The organism is Jannaschia helgolandensis, assembly GCF_900109285.1.
In the GTDB taxonomy this organism is placed as follows: domain Bacteria; phylum Pseudomonadota; class Alphaproteobacteria; order Rhodobacterales; family Rhodobacteraceae; genus Jannaschia; species Jannaschia helgolandensis.
On the sequence record NZ_FNZQ01000007.1, the window covers coordinates 64,365 to 79,593 of the forward strand.

Sequence of the window (15,229 nt, forward strand, 5' to 3'; positions counted from 1 at the left end):
TCTAGAGGCTTCCCTCGATCAGCGGCTCGTAGGTTTCGCGGTCGGGGCAGGCCTCGCCCACCGGGGTGCCGTCGTAAGCCTTGCGGCCGCAATCGTTCAGTTCGTTCCAGGCCCAGCCGCGCCCGTCGCCGGTCAGCGCGACGACGCGATCCACCCCGTAGGCGACGTTCGGATAGGCTGTGTAGGCCACTGCTTCGCCCGAGGTCAGTAATTCGCCGACATAACCAGCGTCATAACAGTCGAACCAGTCGGGTGCGATGGTTGGGCCGGGGTCGGTCCGAAGGATTACCGGAATTTCCGCGCCCAGGGTGGAGACGTCCAGAAGGTGCTGGAAACAAGCGCGAAACCCCAAGGGGGAAGCGTTGGAGATGATCGCCTCCACGTTCTGGGCCGGCAGGGTCGTCAGTGCGCCGTCCGGCGAGGCCAGCGTCAGGGTCACGGGGCCGTCGGCAGGGGCATAATAGCCGCGCGTCTGGGCATACCAGATACCGCCGCCGACAAGCAGCGAGGTGACGAGGATGGCGATGACGGCGAACTTGCCCATATTGGTCCCTTCCGGGGTTGCGGCGGTCCGGGCGGGTTACAACGAGCCTTGGGCCGGGGCAAGCGCGAGGCAGGGTGCGGTCAGGCTTCCGGAGGAGGGTTCGTGTTGCGGAAGAGAACGACATGGCGGCTACCTTCATAGCCCACAACTTCAAACCCGCGTTGCAGAAGGAAGTTGGTGACTTGAGGCAAGGTCGAATCCAGTTCCGTACCGCGCTCAAACCCGAGGTCGGCGGTGATGAAACGGAAGTGGGGCAGGATTTCGGTGGCCCCTTCTAGGATTTCGGGCTCGACACCTTCCGCTTCCAGCTTAAGAAGCTTGTAAGTTCGCTTGGGCAGAACATGATCAAGGCGCGCGGTTGGCACCTTGATTTTGTGCGTTGCTCCGGTGATTGGTATGAGTGAGGAGTCTGCTTCCTCTGACTTCACATAGAAGGTTAACGCTTCGCTGTCGTCAGACCATAGGGCGAGGTTATGACATTCATGCGAGGCCAGTGCCGGATTTGCTGCTAGATTGCGTTCCAGCGCGGCAAACTCCTTCGGCGACGGCTCGAAAGCGATGAAGTTAACGCTCATAGATGCACCACTTTCGAGACCGCGAAAGCAGAGGGACAGGTCGCCGATATTAGCACCAATATCGACGATCCAGTCATCTTCCTCGAAAGGGACACCATCGAGTACATATTGCCCGCGCAGATCGGTGGCCCGCGCGGCGAGTCCGTCGAATGTCGTCCAGATGCGATGTGGCGAGCTGAACCAGTGTTCCTGCCCGTTTTCGCGCATGGAATAAAGGCCCGCAGCGGAATCGTAATGAAAGGTGCGCTCTTTTCCTGAGAGCCAGCGCACAAGCAGATTTGCCCGGCTCACCAGGCCTTCGCCGCTTCGCTTGTGCAGGTGGCGCATAATGCGGGCGCGAAGGCGTCTATGCCGACGTCGCGCAGCCCCCTGCAGGCGTGTGACGGGATACTCAATCATGCCGCGTCCTCGGTCCAGCCGCCCGCGCGGGTCAGAAGGAAGGCATCCGCACAGGCCTTGGCCAGCGCCCGGACGCGCCCGATATAGGCCTGGCGTTCGGTGACCGAGATGACGCCGCGCGCATCCAGCAGGTTGAAGATATGGCTGGCCTTGATGCACTGGTCATAGGCCGGGTGAACCATGATGATGCGTTTGCCGGTCTTGGGGTCGTCGGCCGGTTGCGACAGGATTTCGGCGCAATGCGCCTCGGCCTCTTCGAAGTGTCGCAGCAGGACGGCGGTGTCGGCTGTGTCGAAATTCCAGCGGGCGTATTCTTCCTCGGTCTGTTTGAAGATGTCGCCATATGTCAGCGCAATCGCGGCGGAGGGGTCGTTGAACGGCATGTCCATGACGTGATCGATGCCAAGCACATACATCGCCAGACGTTCCAGTCCGTAGGTCAGTTCGCCCGACACGGGATGGCAGTCGTGGCCGCCGACCTGCTGGAAATAGGTGAACTGGCTGACTTCCATACCGTCGCACCAGACTTCCCAGCCCAGCCCCCAGGCGCCCAGTGTCGGGCTTTCCCAGTCGTCTTCGACGAAACGGATATCGTGCAGACCGGCGTCGATGCCGATGGCCTGCAGCGAACCCAGATACAGTTCCTGCAGGTCTGGCGGGCTGGGTTTGATCAGAACCTGATACTGATAATAATGCTGCAATCTGTTCGGATTCTCGCCGTAACGCCCGTCGGTCGGGCGGCGCGATGGCTGCACATAGGCCGCGGCCCAGGGCCTTGGTCCAAGCGCGCGCAGTGTCGTGGCCGGGTGGAACGTGCCCGCGCCGACCTCCATGTCATAGGGTTGCAACATGGCGCAGCCCTTGATCGCCCAGTAGGTCTGAAGCCGCAGGATGATCTCCTGAAAGCTGCGGGGGGCGTCATGCACGGTCATCTGGCGTCTCCGATCCGGTCGAAACCGCGTCTAAGCGGCATGATCAGGCCCGTCAACGCAGGGTGCAGACGCGATCGAAAGGCGCTGATCAGCAGCGCGGACCGAGATCTGCCCGCAAGAGACCCCGGCGGAGCATGTCCGGTTATGAATCCTGACGCTAGGCCGTCCAGAAGCGCCGCGTGAACAATACGTAGACCACCATCAGCTCCAGCCGCCCGATCAGCATCGCGGCTGCCAGCAACCATTTCGCCGTGTCGCTCAGCGACGCGAAGGTGCCCGCAGGGCCGATAATGTCGCCCAGACCCGGCCCGATGTTGGCAACCGCCGTGGCCGCGCCCGAAACGCTGGTCACAAGGTCCAGCCCGGTCATCGCCAGTGCCACCGAAAAAACGCCCAGCGTCACGACGAAGAGCACGAAGAACGCCATGACCGAAGACAGCACGTCTTCCGACACCGCCACACCGTCATAGCGCGCCCGGAATATGCCGTGGGGTGAATGCACGCGGCGGATCTGTGCCTTCACCGCCGCGAACAGGATCTGGTAGCGGAATATCTTGACCGAACAGGTCGTCGATCCGGCACAGCCGCCGATCAATCCGCTGAAGAAGAAGATGGCGATGATGAAGCCGCCCCACTGCATATAGTCCACACTGGCATAGCCCGTCCCGGTCAGGATCGAGGCGATGTTGAACAAGGCTTCGCGTATGGCCTGTTCGACTGAAAAGTCGTCGAACAGGATCAGCGCACCTGCCACCGTCATCACCAGTGTCGCGGCCGTACCCAGGAAGGCCCGCACCTGACTGTTCGACAGGATCGGCCGACCCGATCCGTTCACCAGTTGCACATACAGGACGAAGGGCAGGGCCGAGGCCAGCATGAAGACCGTGGCGATGTATTCCGTCGGACCCTGAAACGTCGCGAAACTGGCATCGTAGTTGGCGAACCCGCCGGTAGACACAGTGGTCATCGCATGGACGATCGCATCGAACATGCCCATGCCCGCCGCGCCATAGGCCAGCGCACAGAGCACCGTGATCCCAAGGTAGATCGAGGATATGGTGGAACTGATCTGTGCCGCGCGGGGCAGAACCTTGCCCATCGTGTCGAAGGCCTCGGACCGGAAGATCTGCATGCCGCCGACGCGCAGCTCGGGCAGGAATACCATGGCAACGACGATGACGCCGATGCCGCCGAACCATTGCAGCAGCCCGCGCCAGAGCAGGATACCCGCCGGCAGATCATCCAGACCCGTGATGACGGTCGAGCCGGTGGTGGTCAGGCCGGACATCGCCTCGAAGAAAGCATCCGTATAACTGAGATCGGAGGCTCCGATCATCAGGGGCAGGGCCGCGAAGACCGGCAGCATAAGCCAGACCGCGGTGGTCAGCAGGAACGTCTGTTGCAGCGACAGCCGGTCGCGCACCGCGTTTGCCGTCGCCAGCGAGATGCACATGCCGACAAGAATGGTGATCAGGCCGGATTCGACGAAGACCGGCCAATGGCCGTTCCCTTCGATGATATCGGCGATAAGCGGCAGCGCCATCGACGCGCCGAGGGCCATCAGCAAAAGGCCGATCACGTATCCGACGGGGCGCACGTCCAGCATTCAAGCGGTGTCCGCCGCCGGGACTGCGCTGTCAAGCGAGGCGCGTGCGATGGCGCGGCGTCAGAGGCGTTTGCGCCCACCCGATTGCGACACGGCGAGACCGCTGGCGATCAGCGCCAGCGCCAGATAGAACCGGCCGGGCAGATCTTCGGACAGGATCAGCGCGCCGAACAGCATCGACCAGACCGGCACCTGATAGTTCACCAGCGTCATGAACGACGGCCCGGCCGAGCGGATGACCTGTACCCGGAGCAGGACGGCGAAGGCCGTGGGCACCAGTCCCAGAAAGACGATCGCCGCCATGATGCCGGGGTCCGCCGCGCCCGGCGCGCCCTCGACCACAAACATCGTGGGCACCAGGACAACGGCCCCGACCCCCAGCGTCAGCGCCGACAGCCACATTCCGTCGATGGGTGGGCAGCGGCGCGTCAGGATCGAGCCGACGGCGTAACAAACCGTCGCGGCGATGCAGGCCAGCCGACCCAATGCCACCAGATCGCCGCCACCCGCCGCCGTTATGCCCGGCCCGAGCAGGACCAGAGCGCCCGTCAGACCCAGTGCAAAACCACTGCCCTTGCGCCACGTCAGCCGGTCGCCGGGCACCAGCCAATGCGCCAGCGGCAATACGAACAGCGGCAGAACCGCCATCGACAGGCCCGCGAAGGCCGAGGCGACGTATTGCTGGCCCCACGACAGCAGAAGAAAGGGAATCGCCGTGGTCAGCAGGCCCAGCATCACGATGTATCCGGCCAGCAGGCCCGACCATCGCGGCATCGGTCGGCCCATCATCACCACCAGCGACAGCAGCGCCACAGCCCCCAGAGTCGTGCGCGCCGTGGCAACCGTGACCGGACCGTAGCCGCGCAGGGCGATGGACACGACCATGAACGTGCCACCCCAAATCAGCCCGAGGGCGATGACCGAAGCATAGTTGCCGAGGGTCGGTTGCGAAACGGGGGTGTCGGTCGTGCTTGCCATGATCGCGGACCTAGCCTTTGGGCAGGCGGTTGGACAGGGTATGCGGCTCGGCCGCGCATGATCGCCATGCTTCAGTTGCGATCATTAGCGCCAGGGAACCTCATTTCGCCGGAGCTTGAGCATACACACGATGCGAGCAGCCGGGGATACTGGCAGACGCGGGTCCATACAGATCAGGCCCCGTCAGTAAAGAGAAAGGCCACCCAGGGGGCGGCCTTTCGTCAGTCATGACTTACAGATATCAGTTGCGCGCTTTGTCGACCATCTTGCCGGCTGAAATCCACGGCATCATGCCGCGCAGCTTCTCGCCCGTCTCTTCGATCTGATGTTCGTCGTTCAGGCGGCGTGTGGCCTTGAACGAAGGTTGTCCGACCATGTTTTCGGCCATGAAGTCGCGGACGAACTTGCCGGTCTGGATGTCGGTCAGAACCTCTTTCATGCGCTTCTTGGTCTCGTCGTAGGGCAGGATGAGCGGGCCGCTGACGTATTCGCCATACTCGGCCGTGTTCGAGATCGAGTAGTTCATGTTGGCGATGCCGCCCTCGTAGATCAGATCGACGATCAGCTTCACTTCGTGCAGGCATTCGAAATAGGCCATCTCGGGGGCATAACCGGCCTCGACCAGCGTCTCGAAGCCCATGCGGATCAGCTCGACCAGACCACCGCACAGCACGGCCTGCTCGCCGAACAGGTCGGTTTCGCATTCCTCGCGGAAGTTGGTCTCGATGATGCCGGAGCGTCCGCCCCCGATGGCCGAGCAATACGACAGGCCGATTTCCAGCGCGCGACCGGAGGCATCGTTGTCAACGGCGACAAGGCAGGGCACGCCGCCGCCCTTGACGTATTCGCCGCGCACGGTGTGACCGGGGCCCTTGGGCGCCATCATGATGACGTCGACGCCGGGCTTGGGTTCGATCAGGCCGAAGTGGACATTCAGGCCGTGGGCGAAGGCGATGGCCGCGCCGTCCTTGAGGTTGTCATGGACGTGGTTCTTGTAGGTCTGGGCCTGCAATTCGTCGGGCATGGTGAACATGATCAGGTCGCACCAGGCGGCGGCCTCTTCGATGCCCATGACCTTCAGGCCTTCGCCTTCGGCCTTGGCCCGGCTTGGGGAGCCTTCGCGCAGGGCGACGACGACGTTCTTCGCGCCAGAATCGCGCAGGTTCAGGGCATGGGCGTGGCCCTGGCTGCCATAGCCGAGGATGGCGACCTTCATGTCCTTGATCAGGTTAACGTCGCAGTCGCGGTCATAGTAAACGCGCATCGGGGAGTCCTCCGTGGGATGTATCTGGCGAGAGGGATAGCGACGTGGATCGGGGAAGCCGAGAAGGGTTCCTTGGAAATCTTGGCAAATTTTTGCGATAGTCATTCGTCAATCAATCAAATATCGTGTTTTTCATGTTAGACGATATTGACCGCCATCTTTTGCGCCAATGGCAGGCCGATCCCGATCTGACGGCGACCGATCTTGCCGCCATCCTCGGGTTGCCCGCGGCCCGCGTGTCCCGCCGCATCGACCGATTGCGGGAAACGGGCGTGCTGCGCGGTGTGCATGGGGTCATCGACTGGGGTGCGCTGGGATATACGGTCGAAGTCAGCCTTCGGATCCAGCTCGACAAGACCGTGCCGGGGGCCTTCGACCGTTTCATGGATGCTGCCCGCAAAGTGCCGGAGGTGACGCAGATGCAGACATTTCTGGGGCGTGTCGACCTGCGCCTGACGGTGATCGCGCGCGATATGGGACATTGGCAGACGCTGTATCGCGACCGGATTCTGACCTTGCCGCATATCGCCGAAATCGAGGCCCTGATGCATGTCGCGAACGTCAAGACCGACCAGAGTCTGCCGATATGACAGACCTTATCGACGCCACCGACCGTGCGATCCTGCGCGTGGTGCAGACCAATGCCACGCTGTCTGCCGGAGCCGTGGGCCGAGCCGTGGGTCTATCGCAACCGGCAGCGTGGCGGCGGCTGCGGCGGCTGCGCGATGCGGGCATCCTGCGGGGACGGGAGTTGTCGTTCGATATGGAAATGCTGGGCTTCGGGGTGACGGTCTTCCTTGGGATCAAGCTGGCCACCAAGGGTCGCGTCTCGCTGGAAGATTTCGAACGGGTGGTCGCCGCCATTCCCGAAGTGCGGCGCGTCGAACATGTCTTGGGCCGCTATGATTATCGTCTGCGGATCACCGCCCGTGATCTGGCCGATTTCGAGCGTGTCCTGCGCAGGCGGGTGATGGCCCTGCCCGGTGTCGGCGAAGTGGAGGCGAATGTCCTGCTGTCCGAGGAACGCCTGCCGGGGCCGCTTTGACGGGGTGTCGACAGGCGCATTGAAGGTCTGCGCCCGACATGAAACACTCTTTCGAAATCATTGGCGGAGACGACGCATGGCCCTTCTAGACACGGTCGACCCACAAGGACTGGACGAATTTTCCGTGGTGTTCACCGACCGCTCGCTGAATTCCATGTCAGCCGGCTTTCAGCAGGTCATGCGCGATCTGCATGCCGGTCTGACCGAAGTCTACAATGCCGAACACCTGGCTATCATCCCCGGTGGCGGCACCTTCGGGATGGAAGCGGTCGCCCGGCAATTCGGGCAGGGGGCCAAGGCCCTCATCGTGCGCAACGGATGGTTCAGCTATCGCTGGTCACAGATCATCGAGACCGGAGCCTTCAGCGAGGGGACCGAGGTTCTGAAAGCGCGCCAGTCCGGCAATGACAGCCGCAGCCCCTTCGCGCCTGCCCCGATCGAGGAGGTCACGGCCCGCATCCGCGAAACCCGCCCTGATATCGTTTTCGCACCGCACGTTGAAACCAGCGCGGGCGTGATCCTGCCCGACGATTACATCAAGGCGCTGTCGGACGCGGCACATGAAGTGGGTGCGCTGATGGTTCTGGACTGCATCGCGTCAGGATGTATCTGGGTCGACATGGCGGAAACCGGCGTCGACGTGCTGCTGTCCGCGCCGCAGAAGGGGTGGAGCGCGTCGCCCTGCGCCGGGCTGGTTCTGATGTCCGACGCCGCATACGACCGTGTCATGACGACCACCTCCGACAGTTTCGCCATCGACCTGAAGAAATGGACGCAGATCATGGAGGCCTATCTGGCGGGCGGCCACGCCTATCACGCCACGATGCCCACCGACGCCCTGCGCGTGTTTCGCGACACGCTGACCGAGACGCGCGCGTATGGCTTTGACCGGCTGAAGTCGGCGCAGTGGGAGTTGGGCACCAAGGTCCGCGAAATGTTAGCCGCCAAGGGTGTGCCGTCTGTTGCCGCCGAAGGCTTCGGTGCGCCGGGCGTGGTTGTCAGCTATGCTCCGTCCGAGGAAATCAAAACCGGCAAGGCCTTCGCCGCCCACGGCATGCAGATTGCGGCGGGCGTGCCGCTGCAATGCGATGAACCGGCGGATTTCTCGACGTTCCGCATCGGTCTGTTCGGTTTGGACAAGCTGATGGATGTGGACGCGACAGTCGGGCGGCTGAAACGGGTCGTGGACCAGGTCTTTCCGGATTGAGATGTGCTTTCAGTCCGTGCCTGACCCCAGCCCCATACGCATCGTTGCGCGCCGTAGCGGGGCCAGGTCGTGCAACAGGGCAAGTCCCTTGCCGCGCAGGGCCTGAACAGGGGCCAGCCCTGCGATGGAGCTGCGGTTGAGCAGGTCGATCCCGGCCATGCGGAACGCGACATCCGCCCGCCGCGACCGGGCGTAAGCATCCAGCATTCCATCCGACCCGATTTCGGATGTGCCACCAAGATCGCGCAGGGCGGCCACATCCTTGAGAGATGTGTTCAGACCCTGCGCCCCGATCGGAGGCATCGCATGCGCGGCCTCGGCAGCCAGGGCGAACCGGCGCGCGGTCCAACGTTCGGCCAAAGCGGAGGTGATCGGCCAGGCGGCGCGGTCGGACAGCACACGCAGCGGCCCCATGACATCTGCGGACCGGTCCTGCACCTGTGCCGTGAAGGCGTCATCGTCCATTGCCATCCGATTTGCCTGCTGTGCCGCGTCGTCCATCCAGACAACGGATGAGCGGTGCATCCCGTCCCGATCCGGAAGCGGCACCAGAGTGAATGGCCCGCCGGTGCGATGCACTTCGATCGACACGTCGCCGTGCGACCGGTCGTGCCCGACGACGAAGACGAGGGCGGTCTGGCCGTAATCGACGCGGCGCACCCCGATCCCGGCCATGCGGCGCAACGGACTGTTCTTGCCATCGCAGGCCAGCACCAACCGCGCCGTCAACCGGCTTCCGTCGGACAGCGTGACGCGCGCGCCGGACGTGCGCTGCAACAGCCCGGTCACCGACCTGCCGAACCGGGTTTCGACGGTGTCCAGTGCCATGACCCGCGAGAGAAGGGCATCGCGCAGGGCCCAGTTGGGGACGTTCCAGCCGAATGGCCTGTCGGACAGGTCGCGGGCCTCGAAGTCGCGGCTCACGGGGGCCGCGCCCGCCGCATCGACGATCCGCATGGTCCAGAGCGGTGTCGCCGAGGCGGTCAGCCCATCCCAGGCACCCGCAGTCGCGAGCAGATCGCGGGCCGGTTGCAACAGCGCCGTCGTTCGCAGGTCGGCACCGGCGTCCGCTTCGCCGGTGACCGGTGGGGCGGGGTCGATCAAGGTGACCCGGTGCCCTTCGGTGCCCAGTACGCAGGCCGCCGCCAGGCCCGCGGGGCCCGCGCCCGCGATTACGATATCGGTGTCGAAAAGCGTCATGGGCAACATCTAGAGCGCGGGGGCATCACGTTCCAGTGGCCACGATAGCGCGCAGAAAGGCCGTCAGGTCGGGCGCGTGATGATGGATATGCGCGCCCGGAGCCCGCTCTGGTCCGACGTGCACCGTGACCAGGCCCAGTTCGTGCGGAACGGACAGGTTGCGGGCGCTGTCCTCGAACATGGCGCTGCGCATCGGGTCCAGCCTGTCCCGCGCGAAGACCGTTTCGAAGGCCGCGCGGTCGGGTTTCGGATGGTGGTCCGCGTGTTCGATGCCATGCACCGCATCCCACATTCCCGACAAGCCACGGGCGGCCAGCACCTTTTCGGCATAGGGCGCGGTGCCGTTGGTATAGATCACGCGTCTGCCGGGCAGGGCGGCGAGCGCGGCACGCAGGTCCGGGTCGGGGCGCAGCACGGAAAAGTCGATGTCATGCACATGGGCCAGAAACGGGGCGGGATCGGCACCATGCTCCCGCATCAGTCCGGCCAGCGTGGTGCCGTGATCGTGCCACCAGCGTCGCCGCAACGCGTCGGCCTGGGCAAGGTCGACGCCCAGTTCGGCCACGATCCATTGCGCCATCCGCGCCTCAATCTGCGGAAACAGGGGGAAGGTCGGCGGATAGAGCGTTTCGTCAAGGTCGAAGACCCAGGTGGTCACGTGATCGAAAGCGGAGGCGAGCGACATGCAGCGGGTGTGACCGGGGGGCGGACCGGGGTCAAGGTCGAGATGACGTCGTGCCGCTGTCCATTGTCCGTTCTGCCTGTCGGCTTGGTTGTCTGTGGCCGATGGCGAGTCTAGCCTGTGGCGCAACAGGGGAGCCGACCATGGGGCAGATCGCTCAGAAGGATGCGCATGCGCTGATCCTGGACGCCATCGACCGGGGTGATTTCCAGCCCGGCGACCGTCTGGTGGAAAGCGAGTTGGCAGATCGGTTTGGCGTCTCCCGGACGCCGGTCCGCGAAGCATTGCAGCGGCTGGAAACGCAATCGGTTCTGGTCCGGGATGGTCGATCCCTGATGGTGGCGACGCTGAACCATGATCAGATGGCGGAGTTATATGCCGTGCGGACCGAACTGGAGGCATTGGCCGCCCGATTGGCAGCACAACATGCCGCCCGTGAGGAAATTCGCGTGCTGCAGCGGATGGTGGACGAGGATGCGGCTTTGCTGGGCGATGCACGGGCTTTGGCGCGGGCGAACCGGCGGTTTCATGGGCAGATCCATCTGGCGTCACATAATCGCTATCTGGTTCAGCAACTGGGGTCGGTGCACCGCTCAATGGCGCTGATGGCAACGACTTCGCTGGCGGTGGAGGGGCGCGGCGCGGCGGCCCTTACGGAACATCTGGCGATCGTCGACGCCATCAAAGCCCGCGACGGCGATGCGGCGGCCGATGCGGTACGCGACCATCTCAGCCGTGCGTTCGAGACGCGCCTTCAGGAAGAAGCGCGGCGCATGTGATCCGAAGGGGCCGGGCCGCTTGCAAACCTGTATGTCGTCAGCCCGATCCGGGGACGTTCGCCGGACGTCAGGCAATCCGCGTCACTCGACCGCTGTTCCGTGTGAGGTGCCCTGCGTCGGTCAAGGCCAGGCTGTCTTCCAATGTTCCGATATCGCCCTGATCTACACCTCCGAACCCGCCATGCGCGGTCTTGTCCCAGTGAAAGGGTCGCAGGACGATTTCGGTAAGAGCCTTGAGAATGGCGATACTTGCTAAGGGAAAGTATAGCTCCATTGTTGGAATCCAGCGGCGCAGGCGACGGTGGTGAAGCGTGGAGCAGGCGATCCAGGACAGGGTGATCGACAGGACGGTTGCGGACGCCATGATCGTGCCAAGCGCAATCGCGCCGTTTCCCGGCAGCCAGTCGCTGATCGGATGCGGGATGCCGAACAGCATGATGATCGTCGACCAGAGGACGGGCAGCAGGACCGCGTTCAGGATCGATCCGAGAAACAACAGATGAAATCCGAAAAAGCGGCGCGGCCCGATGTCTTTCCAAAGCCGGGCCGGACGCCGCGAATGCACCGCCCAGGTCAGAATATAGCCCTTCATCCAGCGCGACCTCTGCTTGATCCAGGCGAACGGCGAGGCGTTCGCCTCCTCCAGTGTGGTCGTCTGGATGATTTCCGTGCGATATCCCATGCGCGCCAGCCGGACCCCGAGGTCTGCATCTTCGGTGACGTTATGCGCATCCCATGCGCCGACCCGTTCCAGAGCGGAGCGCCGGAAAAACAGCGTCGTTCCCCCCAGCGGTACAACCAGACCAAGGCGGGCGATGCCCGGCAGGATCAGCCGGAACCAGTTGGCATATTCGATGGTGAAGCAGCGGGACATCCAGTTTCGCGTCGGATTGTAATAATCCAGCAATCCCTGCAGGCAGGCGACGCGGGCGGGCGCAGCCCTGAAACGTGCGGCGACGGTCAGCAGCTGGTCTGCCGCCGGGGCATCCTCGGCGTCGTAGATGCCGACGATGGTCCCGCGGGCGAAAGTCAGGGCGTAGTTCATGGCCCGCGGTTTGGTGCGCGGATGACCATCCGGCACCGGAATGACCCGCATCCAGACCGGCAGGTCGGCCCGGTCGAGCGCGGCGCGCGTCTTCGCGTCGTCAGCCTCGACCACGAGGCAGATATCCAGAAGTTCTCTTGGGTAGTCGAGGCGGGCCAGACGTTTGGTCAAGGGCGCTGCGATATCCGGCTCCTGGTGAAGAGGGACGAGTATGGTGATGCAGGGCAGCTTGCGCGCCGATTGCTCGGCCGGTCTGATGGAGTTGAAACCCATGGGTTTTCGCCGCATGGCCAGCGCAGCGGCGACCCGGAGGCCGAGATTGGCGGACATGACCATCAAGGCGAGCGCAGTCGCGATGCGGAGGGCACCGGTCGGCCAGACCAGCGTGGCCAACAACACCGACAACAGGAAAATCGCCAGTATCGCAGCCCCCGGCCGGGAGCCCCACAGGCGACAACTCAGCCCTTCAGGAACGCGACATTCGGCGGACCGGGCCAGCGATGCACCGTGAACCTGATGCATGCGTGCGTCCAGCGCGCCATCGGTAACAACCGCGAAAAGGCAGGACCCGAAGCTTTCGGGCAGGGCCGCGCGCAGATCGTCTAGTGCTTCGGGCCGAGAGGTCGCGATCAGGGTCCGTCCGCCGACACGGTCCCAGGGAAGCGCCCGAAATGTTAATGCGACCTGTAACGGAAGTGACCGGGCCAGCGCGTCGATGGCTGGACAGTCTTGTGGCGCGGGTCCGGCACGCCCGAGGCCACGCTGGCGACCGAGCGCATCGGCCAAAACCTCATCGTCAACCAGACCGCGCCGCAGCAGGACATCGCCCAGCCGTGCAGATAACCTGCGTTGAAGAATCAGCGCGTGAGCCAGATCGGAGCCGTTGATCGCCCCCATTTCGAGCAGGATCTCACCCAATTTGGGTCGCCGCACATAAGCCTGTCGCCGGAAGCCTGGCCTACAGGCAAGGCCTGCCGCCGGTCTGACCGAGGCGAAAGACCGCAGCGGGGGAGCAGCCGGATCGCCTGGATCGACGGATGTACGTAGAGCGGCAGATGCAGTGGACGTGGCCATGGAATACCCGGAACTCGATCCGGGTTATCCTTCGCAGCCAAGTCTTAAATGTTTGTTAACAAACGAACGTCCTGATCTTCAGACAGGCCGTGCATCCATCGCGGCGGCGAAATCATCGAACAGATAGGCACTGTCATGCGGGCCGGGGCTGGCTTCGGGATGATATTGCACCGAGAAGACCGGCTTGCCAGACAGGCGGATGCCGCAATTCGACCCGTCGAACAGCGAGACATGGGTCTCCTCGACGCCATCCGGCAGGCTTTGCGAATCGACGGTGAAGCCGTGGTTCATGGATGTGATCTCGACCTTGCCGTCGACGCGCCGCTGAACCGGGTGGTTCGCGCCGTGGTGGCCGTGGTTCATCTTGACCGTTCTGGCCCCCAAGGCCATTGCAAGCATCTGATGGCCCAGGCAAATTCCGAATACTGGTATTCCCGATGCGACCATTTCGCGGATCATCGGTACGGCATATTCACCGGTCGCGGCGGGATCGCCCGGACCGTTCGACAGGAACACGCCGTCGGGCGAGAGGGCCTTGACCTCCTCGGCCGTGGCGGTCGCGGGCAGGACCGTGACGTCGCAGCCGACAGATGCCAGAGACCGCAGGATGTTGCGTTTGGCCCCGAAGTCGATCGCCACGACCTTGTGACGCGGCGCATCCAATGTGCCGAAACCGTCGGGCCAGGCCCATTTCGTCTGATCCCAGCGATAGGACTGGGCGCAGGTGACTTCGCCCGCCAGATCCATACCCTCCAGACCTGCAAAGCCGCGAGCCCGCGCCACCAGATCCTCGATATCGAAATTACCTTCCGGATCATGCGCCAGCGCGACATGCGGCGCGCCCTGCTGCCGGATCGCACGAGTCAGGCGGCGGGTGTCGACGCCGCCCATTCCGATGCGCCCGGCAGAGGTCAGCCAGCTTTCGAGATCGTTGGTCGCGCGCCAGTTCGACGGGTCGGTCGGGTCCCATTTGACGATCATTCCGGCCGCGACGGGCTGTGCCGTTTCGTCGTCGTCGGGTGTGGTGCCGGTGTTGCCGATATGCGGGAAAGTGAAGGTCACGACCTGTCCGGCATAGCTGGGGTCGGTCATGATCTCCTGATAGCCGGTCATGGCGGTGTTGAAACACAACTCGGCCACGGCAACGCCAGTCGCGCCGAATCCGCGACCCTTGAAGATCGTGCCGTCGGCAAGGGCGAGACAGGCGGTCGGGGTCTGGGGCATGGAATACTCCGGATTGGCATGGATGTGGCAGGCATCGGGCAAACTCGCCGGGTTCTAGGGAGCGTGCGGCGGGCGGTCAACCTCTGGCGGGTGACGTTTCGGAAAAGGATTTACGATCCCGGAAAGGTTTGCCGGGACGCCCGGCTTGGTTTATCTGTCCGCGCCTCAGGCAACGGCACAGGGTGTTCGGATGGAATTGCGGGAACGACTGGGCATGCGCCTGAAAGAGGCGATGCGCGACAAGGATGCGAGACGGGTCGGGACGCTGCGGCTGATCAACGCCGCGATCAAGGATCAGGATATCGCCCTGCGCGCCGAGGGTCGCACCGTCGGCGACGCCGAGGCGACAGCGATCATGGCCAAGATGGTCAAACAGCGTCAGGAATCGGCCCGCGCGTATGAAGAGGGTGGACGACTGGAGCTGGCGGAAGCCGAGCTTGAGGAAATCGGCATCATCGAGGAATTTTTGCCCAAACGCCTGTCGGACGCCGAAGTCGAGGCCGCCGTTGCCGCAGCCATTTCCGAGACGGGTGCCACATCGGTGCGCGACATGGGCAAGGTCATGGGCGTGCTGAAGGCAAAATATCCCGGTCAGATCGACTTTGGGGCGGTCGGTCCGTTGGTCAAGAACCGATTGAATTAGGGCGCGCCCGCCCTGAGCCCTACGCGGCTTGA

The 15,229-nt window shown here is 63.7% G+C and carries 15 protein-coding genes; 5 read left to right on the top strand and 10 right to left on the bottom strand.

Annotated elements, in window-relative coordinates:
- Nucleotide 1: 1 nt before the first annotated feature.
- The 6 genes from BMY38_RS15485 to ilvC all read right to left on the bottom strand — a co-directional run bounded on the left by BMY38_RS15485 (nucleotide 2) and on the right by ilvC (nucleotide 6,298).
- Nucleotides 2-544: a DUF6446 family protein gene (locus BMY38_RS15485; protein WP_092764532.1), complete on the bottom strand. Its 543-nt coding sequence runs from the start codon at nucleotides 542-544 to the stop codon at nucleotides 2-4.
- A gap of 80 nt (nucleotides 545-624) precedes the next feature.
- Complete coding sequence (locus BMY38_RS15490; RefSeq protein WP_092764534.1) at nucleotides 625-1,518, bottom strand: FkbM family methyltransferase; 894 nt, start codon at nucleotides 1,516-1,518, stop codon at nucleotides 625-627.
- The gene (locus BMY38_RS15495; protein ID WP_092764536.1) at nucleotides 1,515-2,450 is read right to left on the bottom strand and encodes a glycine--tRNA ligase subunit alpha; all 936 of its coding nucleotides are present in this window, start codon (nucleotides 2,448-2,450) and stop codon (nucleotides 1,515-1,517) included. The genes BMY38_RS15490 and BMY38_RS15495 overlap by 4 nt, the downstream gene beginning before the upstream one ends.
- 157 nt (nucleotides 2,451-2,607) lie before the next feature.
- A complete protein-coding gene (locus tag BMY38_RS15500) occupies nucleotides 2,608-4,056 on the bottom strand; it encodes a TrkH family potassium uptake protein (RefSeq protein WP_092764538.1) in 1,449 nt (482 codons plus the stop codon).
- Nucleotides 4,057-4,116: 60 nt separating this feature from the next.
- Nucleotides 4,117-5,034, bottom strand: a complete 918-nt coding sequence (locus tag BMY38_RS15505) for a DMT family transporter (RefSeq protein WP_092764540.1) — start codon at nucleotides 5,032-5,034, stop codon at nucleotides 4,117-4,119.
- Nucleotides 5,035-5,275: 241 nt separating this feature from the next.
- Entirely contained in the window at nucleotides 5,276-6,298 is a 1,023-nt protein-coding gene (ilvC, locus tag BMY38_RS15510; protein WP_092764542.1) for a ketol-acid reductoisomerase, read from the bottom strand.
- A gap of 134 nt (nucleotides 6,299-6,432) precedes the next feature.
- Here ilvC and BMY38_RS15515 point away from each other — a divergent pair, with 134 nt between their 5' ends.
- The 3 genes from BMY38_RS15515 (at nucleotide 6,433) to BMY38_RS15525 (ending at nucleotide 8,550) form a co-directional block, all read left to right on the top strand.
- Nucleotides 6,433-6,888 (top strand): Lrp/AsnC family transcriptional regulator, encoded by a 456-nt coding sequence (locus BMY38_RS15515; protein WP_092764744.1) that lies wholly within the window; start codon nucleotides 6,433-6,435, stop codon nucleotides 6,886-6,888.
- Nucleotides 6,885-7,343, top strand: coding sequence for an Lrp/AsnC family transcriptional regulator (locus tag BMY38_RS15520; RefSeq protein ID WP_092764544.1), 459 nt, complete (start codon nucleotides 6,885-6,887; stop codon nucleotides 7,341-7,343). Before BMY38_RS15515 ends, BMY38_RS15520 begins: the two co-directional genes overlap by 4 nt.
- Before the next feature lie 76 nt (nucleotides 7,344-7,419).
- The gene (locus BMY38_RS15525; protein WP_092764546.1) at nucleotides 7,420-8,550 is read left to right on the top strand and encodes an aminotransferase class V-fold PLP-dependent enzyme; all 1,131 of its coding nucleotides are present in this window, start codon (nucleotides 7,420-7,422) and stop codon (nucleotides 8,548-8,550) included.
- Nucleotides 8,551-8,559: 9 nt separating this feature from the next.
- Here BMY38_RS15525 and BMY38_RS15530 read toward each other — a convergent pair whose 3' ends face one another.
- A complete protein-coding gene (locus BMY38_RS15530; protein ID WP_092764747.1) occupies nucleotides 8,560-9,750 on the bottom strand; it encodes an FAD-dependent monooxygenase in 1,191 nt (396 codons plus the stop codon).
- A 25-nt stretch (nucleotides 9,751-9,775) separates the two neighbouring features.
- Nucleotides 9,776-10,435: a pyrimidine 5'-nucleotidase gene (locus BMY38_RS15535; RefSeq protein ID WP_092764548.1), complete on the bottom strand. Its 660-nt coding sequence runs from the start codon at nucleotides 10,433-10,435 to the stop codon at nucleotides 9,776-9,778.
- 140 nt (nucleotides 10,436-10,575) lie between these two features.
- Here BMY38_RS15535 and BMY38_RS15540 point away from each other — a divergent pair, with 140 nt between their 5' ends.
- Nucleotides 10,576-11,211 carry a GntR family transcriptional regulator gene (locus BMY38_RS15540; protein ID WP_092764550.1) on the top strand — a complete coding sequence of 212 codons (636 nt, stop codon included), beginning with the start codon at nucleotides 10,576-10,578 and terminating at the stop codon, nucleotides 11,209-11,211.
- 67 nt (nucleotides 11,212-11,278) lie between these two features.
- On the opposite strand, the gene BMY38_RS15545 is transcribed toward BMY38_RS15540, so the two are convergent.
- Both BMY38_RS15545 and carA read right to left on the bottom strand, forming a co-directional pair.
- Nucleotides 11,279-13,174 carry a glycosyltransferase family 2 protein gene (locus tag BMY38_RS15545; RefSeq protein WP_175495914.1) on the bottom strand — a complete coding sequence of 632 codons (1,896 nt, stop codon included), beginning with the start codon at nucleotides 13,172-13,174 and terminating at the stop codon, nucleotides 11,279-11,281.
- 234 nt (nucleotides 13,175-13,408) lie between these two features.
- Entirely contained in the window at nucleotides 13,409-14,554 is a 1,146-nt protein-coding gene (gene carA / locus BMY38_RS15550; protein WP_092764554.1) for a glutamine-hydrolyzing carbamoyl-phosphate synthase small subunit, read from the bottom strand.
- A gap of 190 nt (nucleotides 14,555-14,744) precedes the next feature.
- Between carA and BMY38_RS15555 the strand changes: the two genes are divergently transcribed.
- Nucleotides 14,745-15,197, top strand: coding sequence for a GatB/YqeY domain-containing protein (locus BMY38_RS15555; protein WP_092764556.1), 453 nt, complete (start codon nucleotides 14,745-14,747; stop codon nucleotides 15,195-15,197).
- Nucleotides 15,198-15,229 lie beyond the last annotated feature (32 nt).

What these genes read in the sequence shown, in the direction of transcription:
- BMY38_RS15485 (WP_092764532.1), bottom strand. Translation starts at nt 544, where the DNA reads ATGGGCAAGTTCGCCGTCATCGCCATCCTCGTCACCTCGCTGCTTGTC.
- BMY38_RS15505 (WP_092764540.1), bottom strand. Translation starts at nt 5,034, where the DNA reads ATGGCAAGCACGACCGACACCCCCGTTTCGCAACCGACCCTCGGCAAC.
- BMY38_RS15500 (WP_092764538.1), bottom strand. Translation starts at nt 4,056, where the DNA reads ATGCTGGACGTGCGCCCCGTCGGATACGTGATCGGCCTTTTGCTGATG.
- BMY38_RS15495 (WP_092764536.1), bottom strand. Translation starts at nt 2,450, where the DNA reads ATGACCGTGCATGACGCCCCCCGCAGCTTTCAGGAGATCATCCTGCGG.
- BMY38_RS15525 (WP_092764546.1), top strand. Translation starts at nt 7,420, where the DNA reads ATGGCCCTTCTAGACACGGTCGACCCACAAGGACTGGACGAATTTTCC.
- BMY38_RS15535 (WP_092764548.1), bottom strand. Translation starts at nt 10,435, where the DNA reads ATGTCGCTCGCCTCCGCTTTCGATCACGTGACCACCTGGGTCTTCGAC.
- ilvC (WP_092764542.1), bottom strand. Translation starts at nt 6,298, where the DNA reads ATGCGCGTTTACTATGACCGCGACTGCGACGTTAACCTGATCAAGGAC.
- BMY38_RS15490 (WP_092764534.1), bottom strand. Translation starts at nt 1,518, where the DNA reads ATGATTGAGTATCCCGTCACACGCCTGCAGGGGGCTGCGCGACGTCGG.
- BMY38_RS15520 (WP_092764544.1), top strand. Translation starts at nt 6,885, where the DNA reads ATGACAGACCTTATCGACGCCACCGACCGTGCGATCCTGCGCGTGGTG.
- BMY38_RS15555 (WP_092764556.1), top strand. Translation starts at nt 14,745, where the DNA reads ATGGAATTGCGGGAACGACTGGGCATGCGCCTGAAAGAGGCGATGCGC.
- carA (WP_092764554.1), bottom strand. Translation starts at nt 14,554, where the DNA reads ATGCCCCAGACCCCGACCGCCTGTCTCGCCCTTGCCGACGGCACGATC.
- BMY38_RS15515 (WP_092764744.1), top strand. Translation starts at nt 6,433, where the DNA reads ATGTTAGACGATATTGACCGCCATCTTTTGCGCCAATGGCAGGCCGAT.
- BMY38_RS15530 (WP_092764747.1), bottom strand. Translation starts at nt 9,750, where the DNA reads ATGACGCTTTTCGACACCGATATCGTAATCGCGGGCGCGGGCCCCGCG.
- BMY38_RS15540 (WP_092764550.1), top strand. Translation starts at nt 10,576, where the DNA reads ATGGGGCAGATCGCTCAGAAGGATGCGCATGCGCTGATCCTGGACGCC.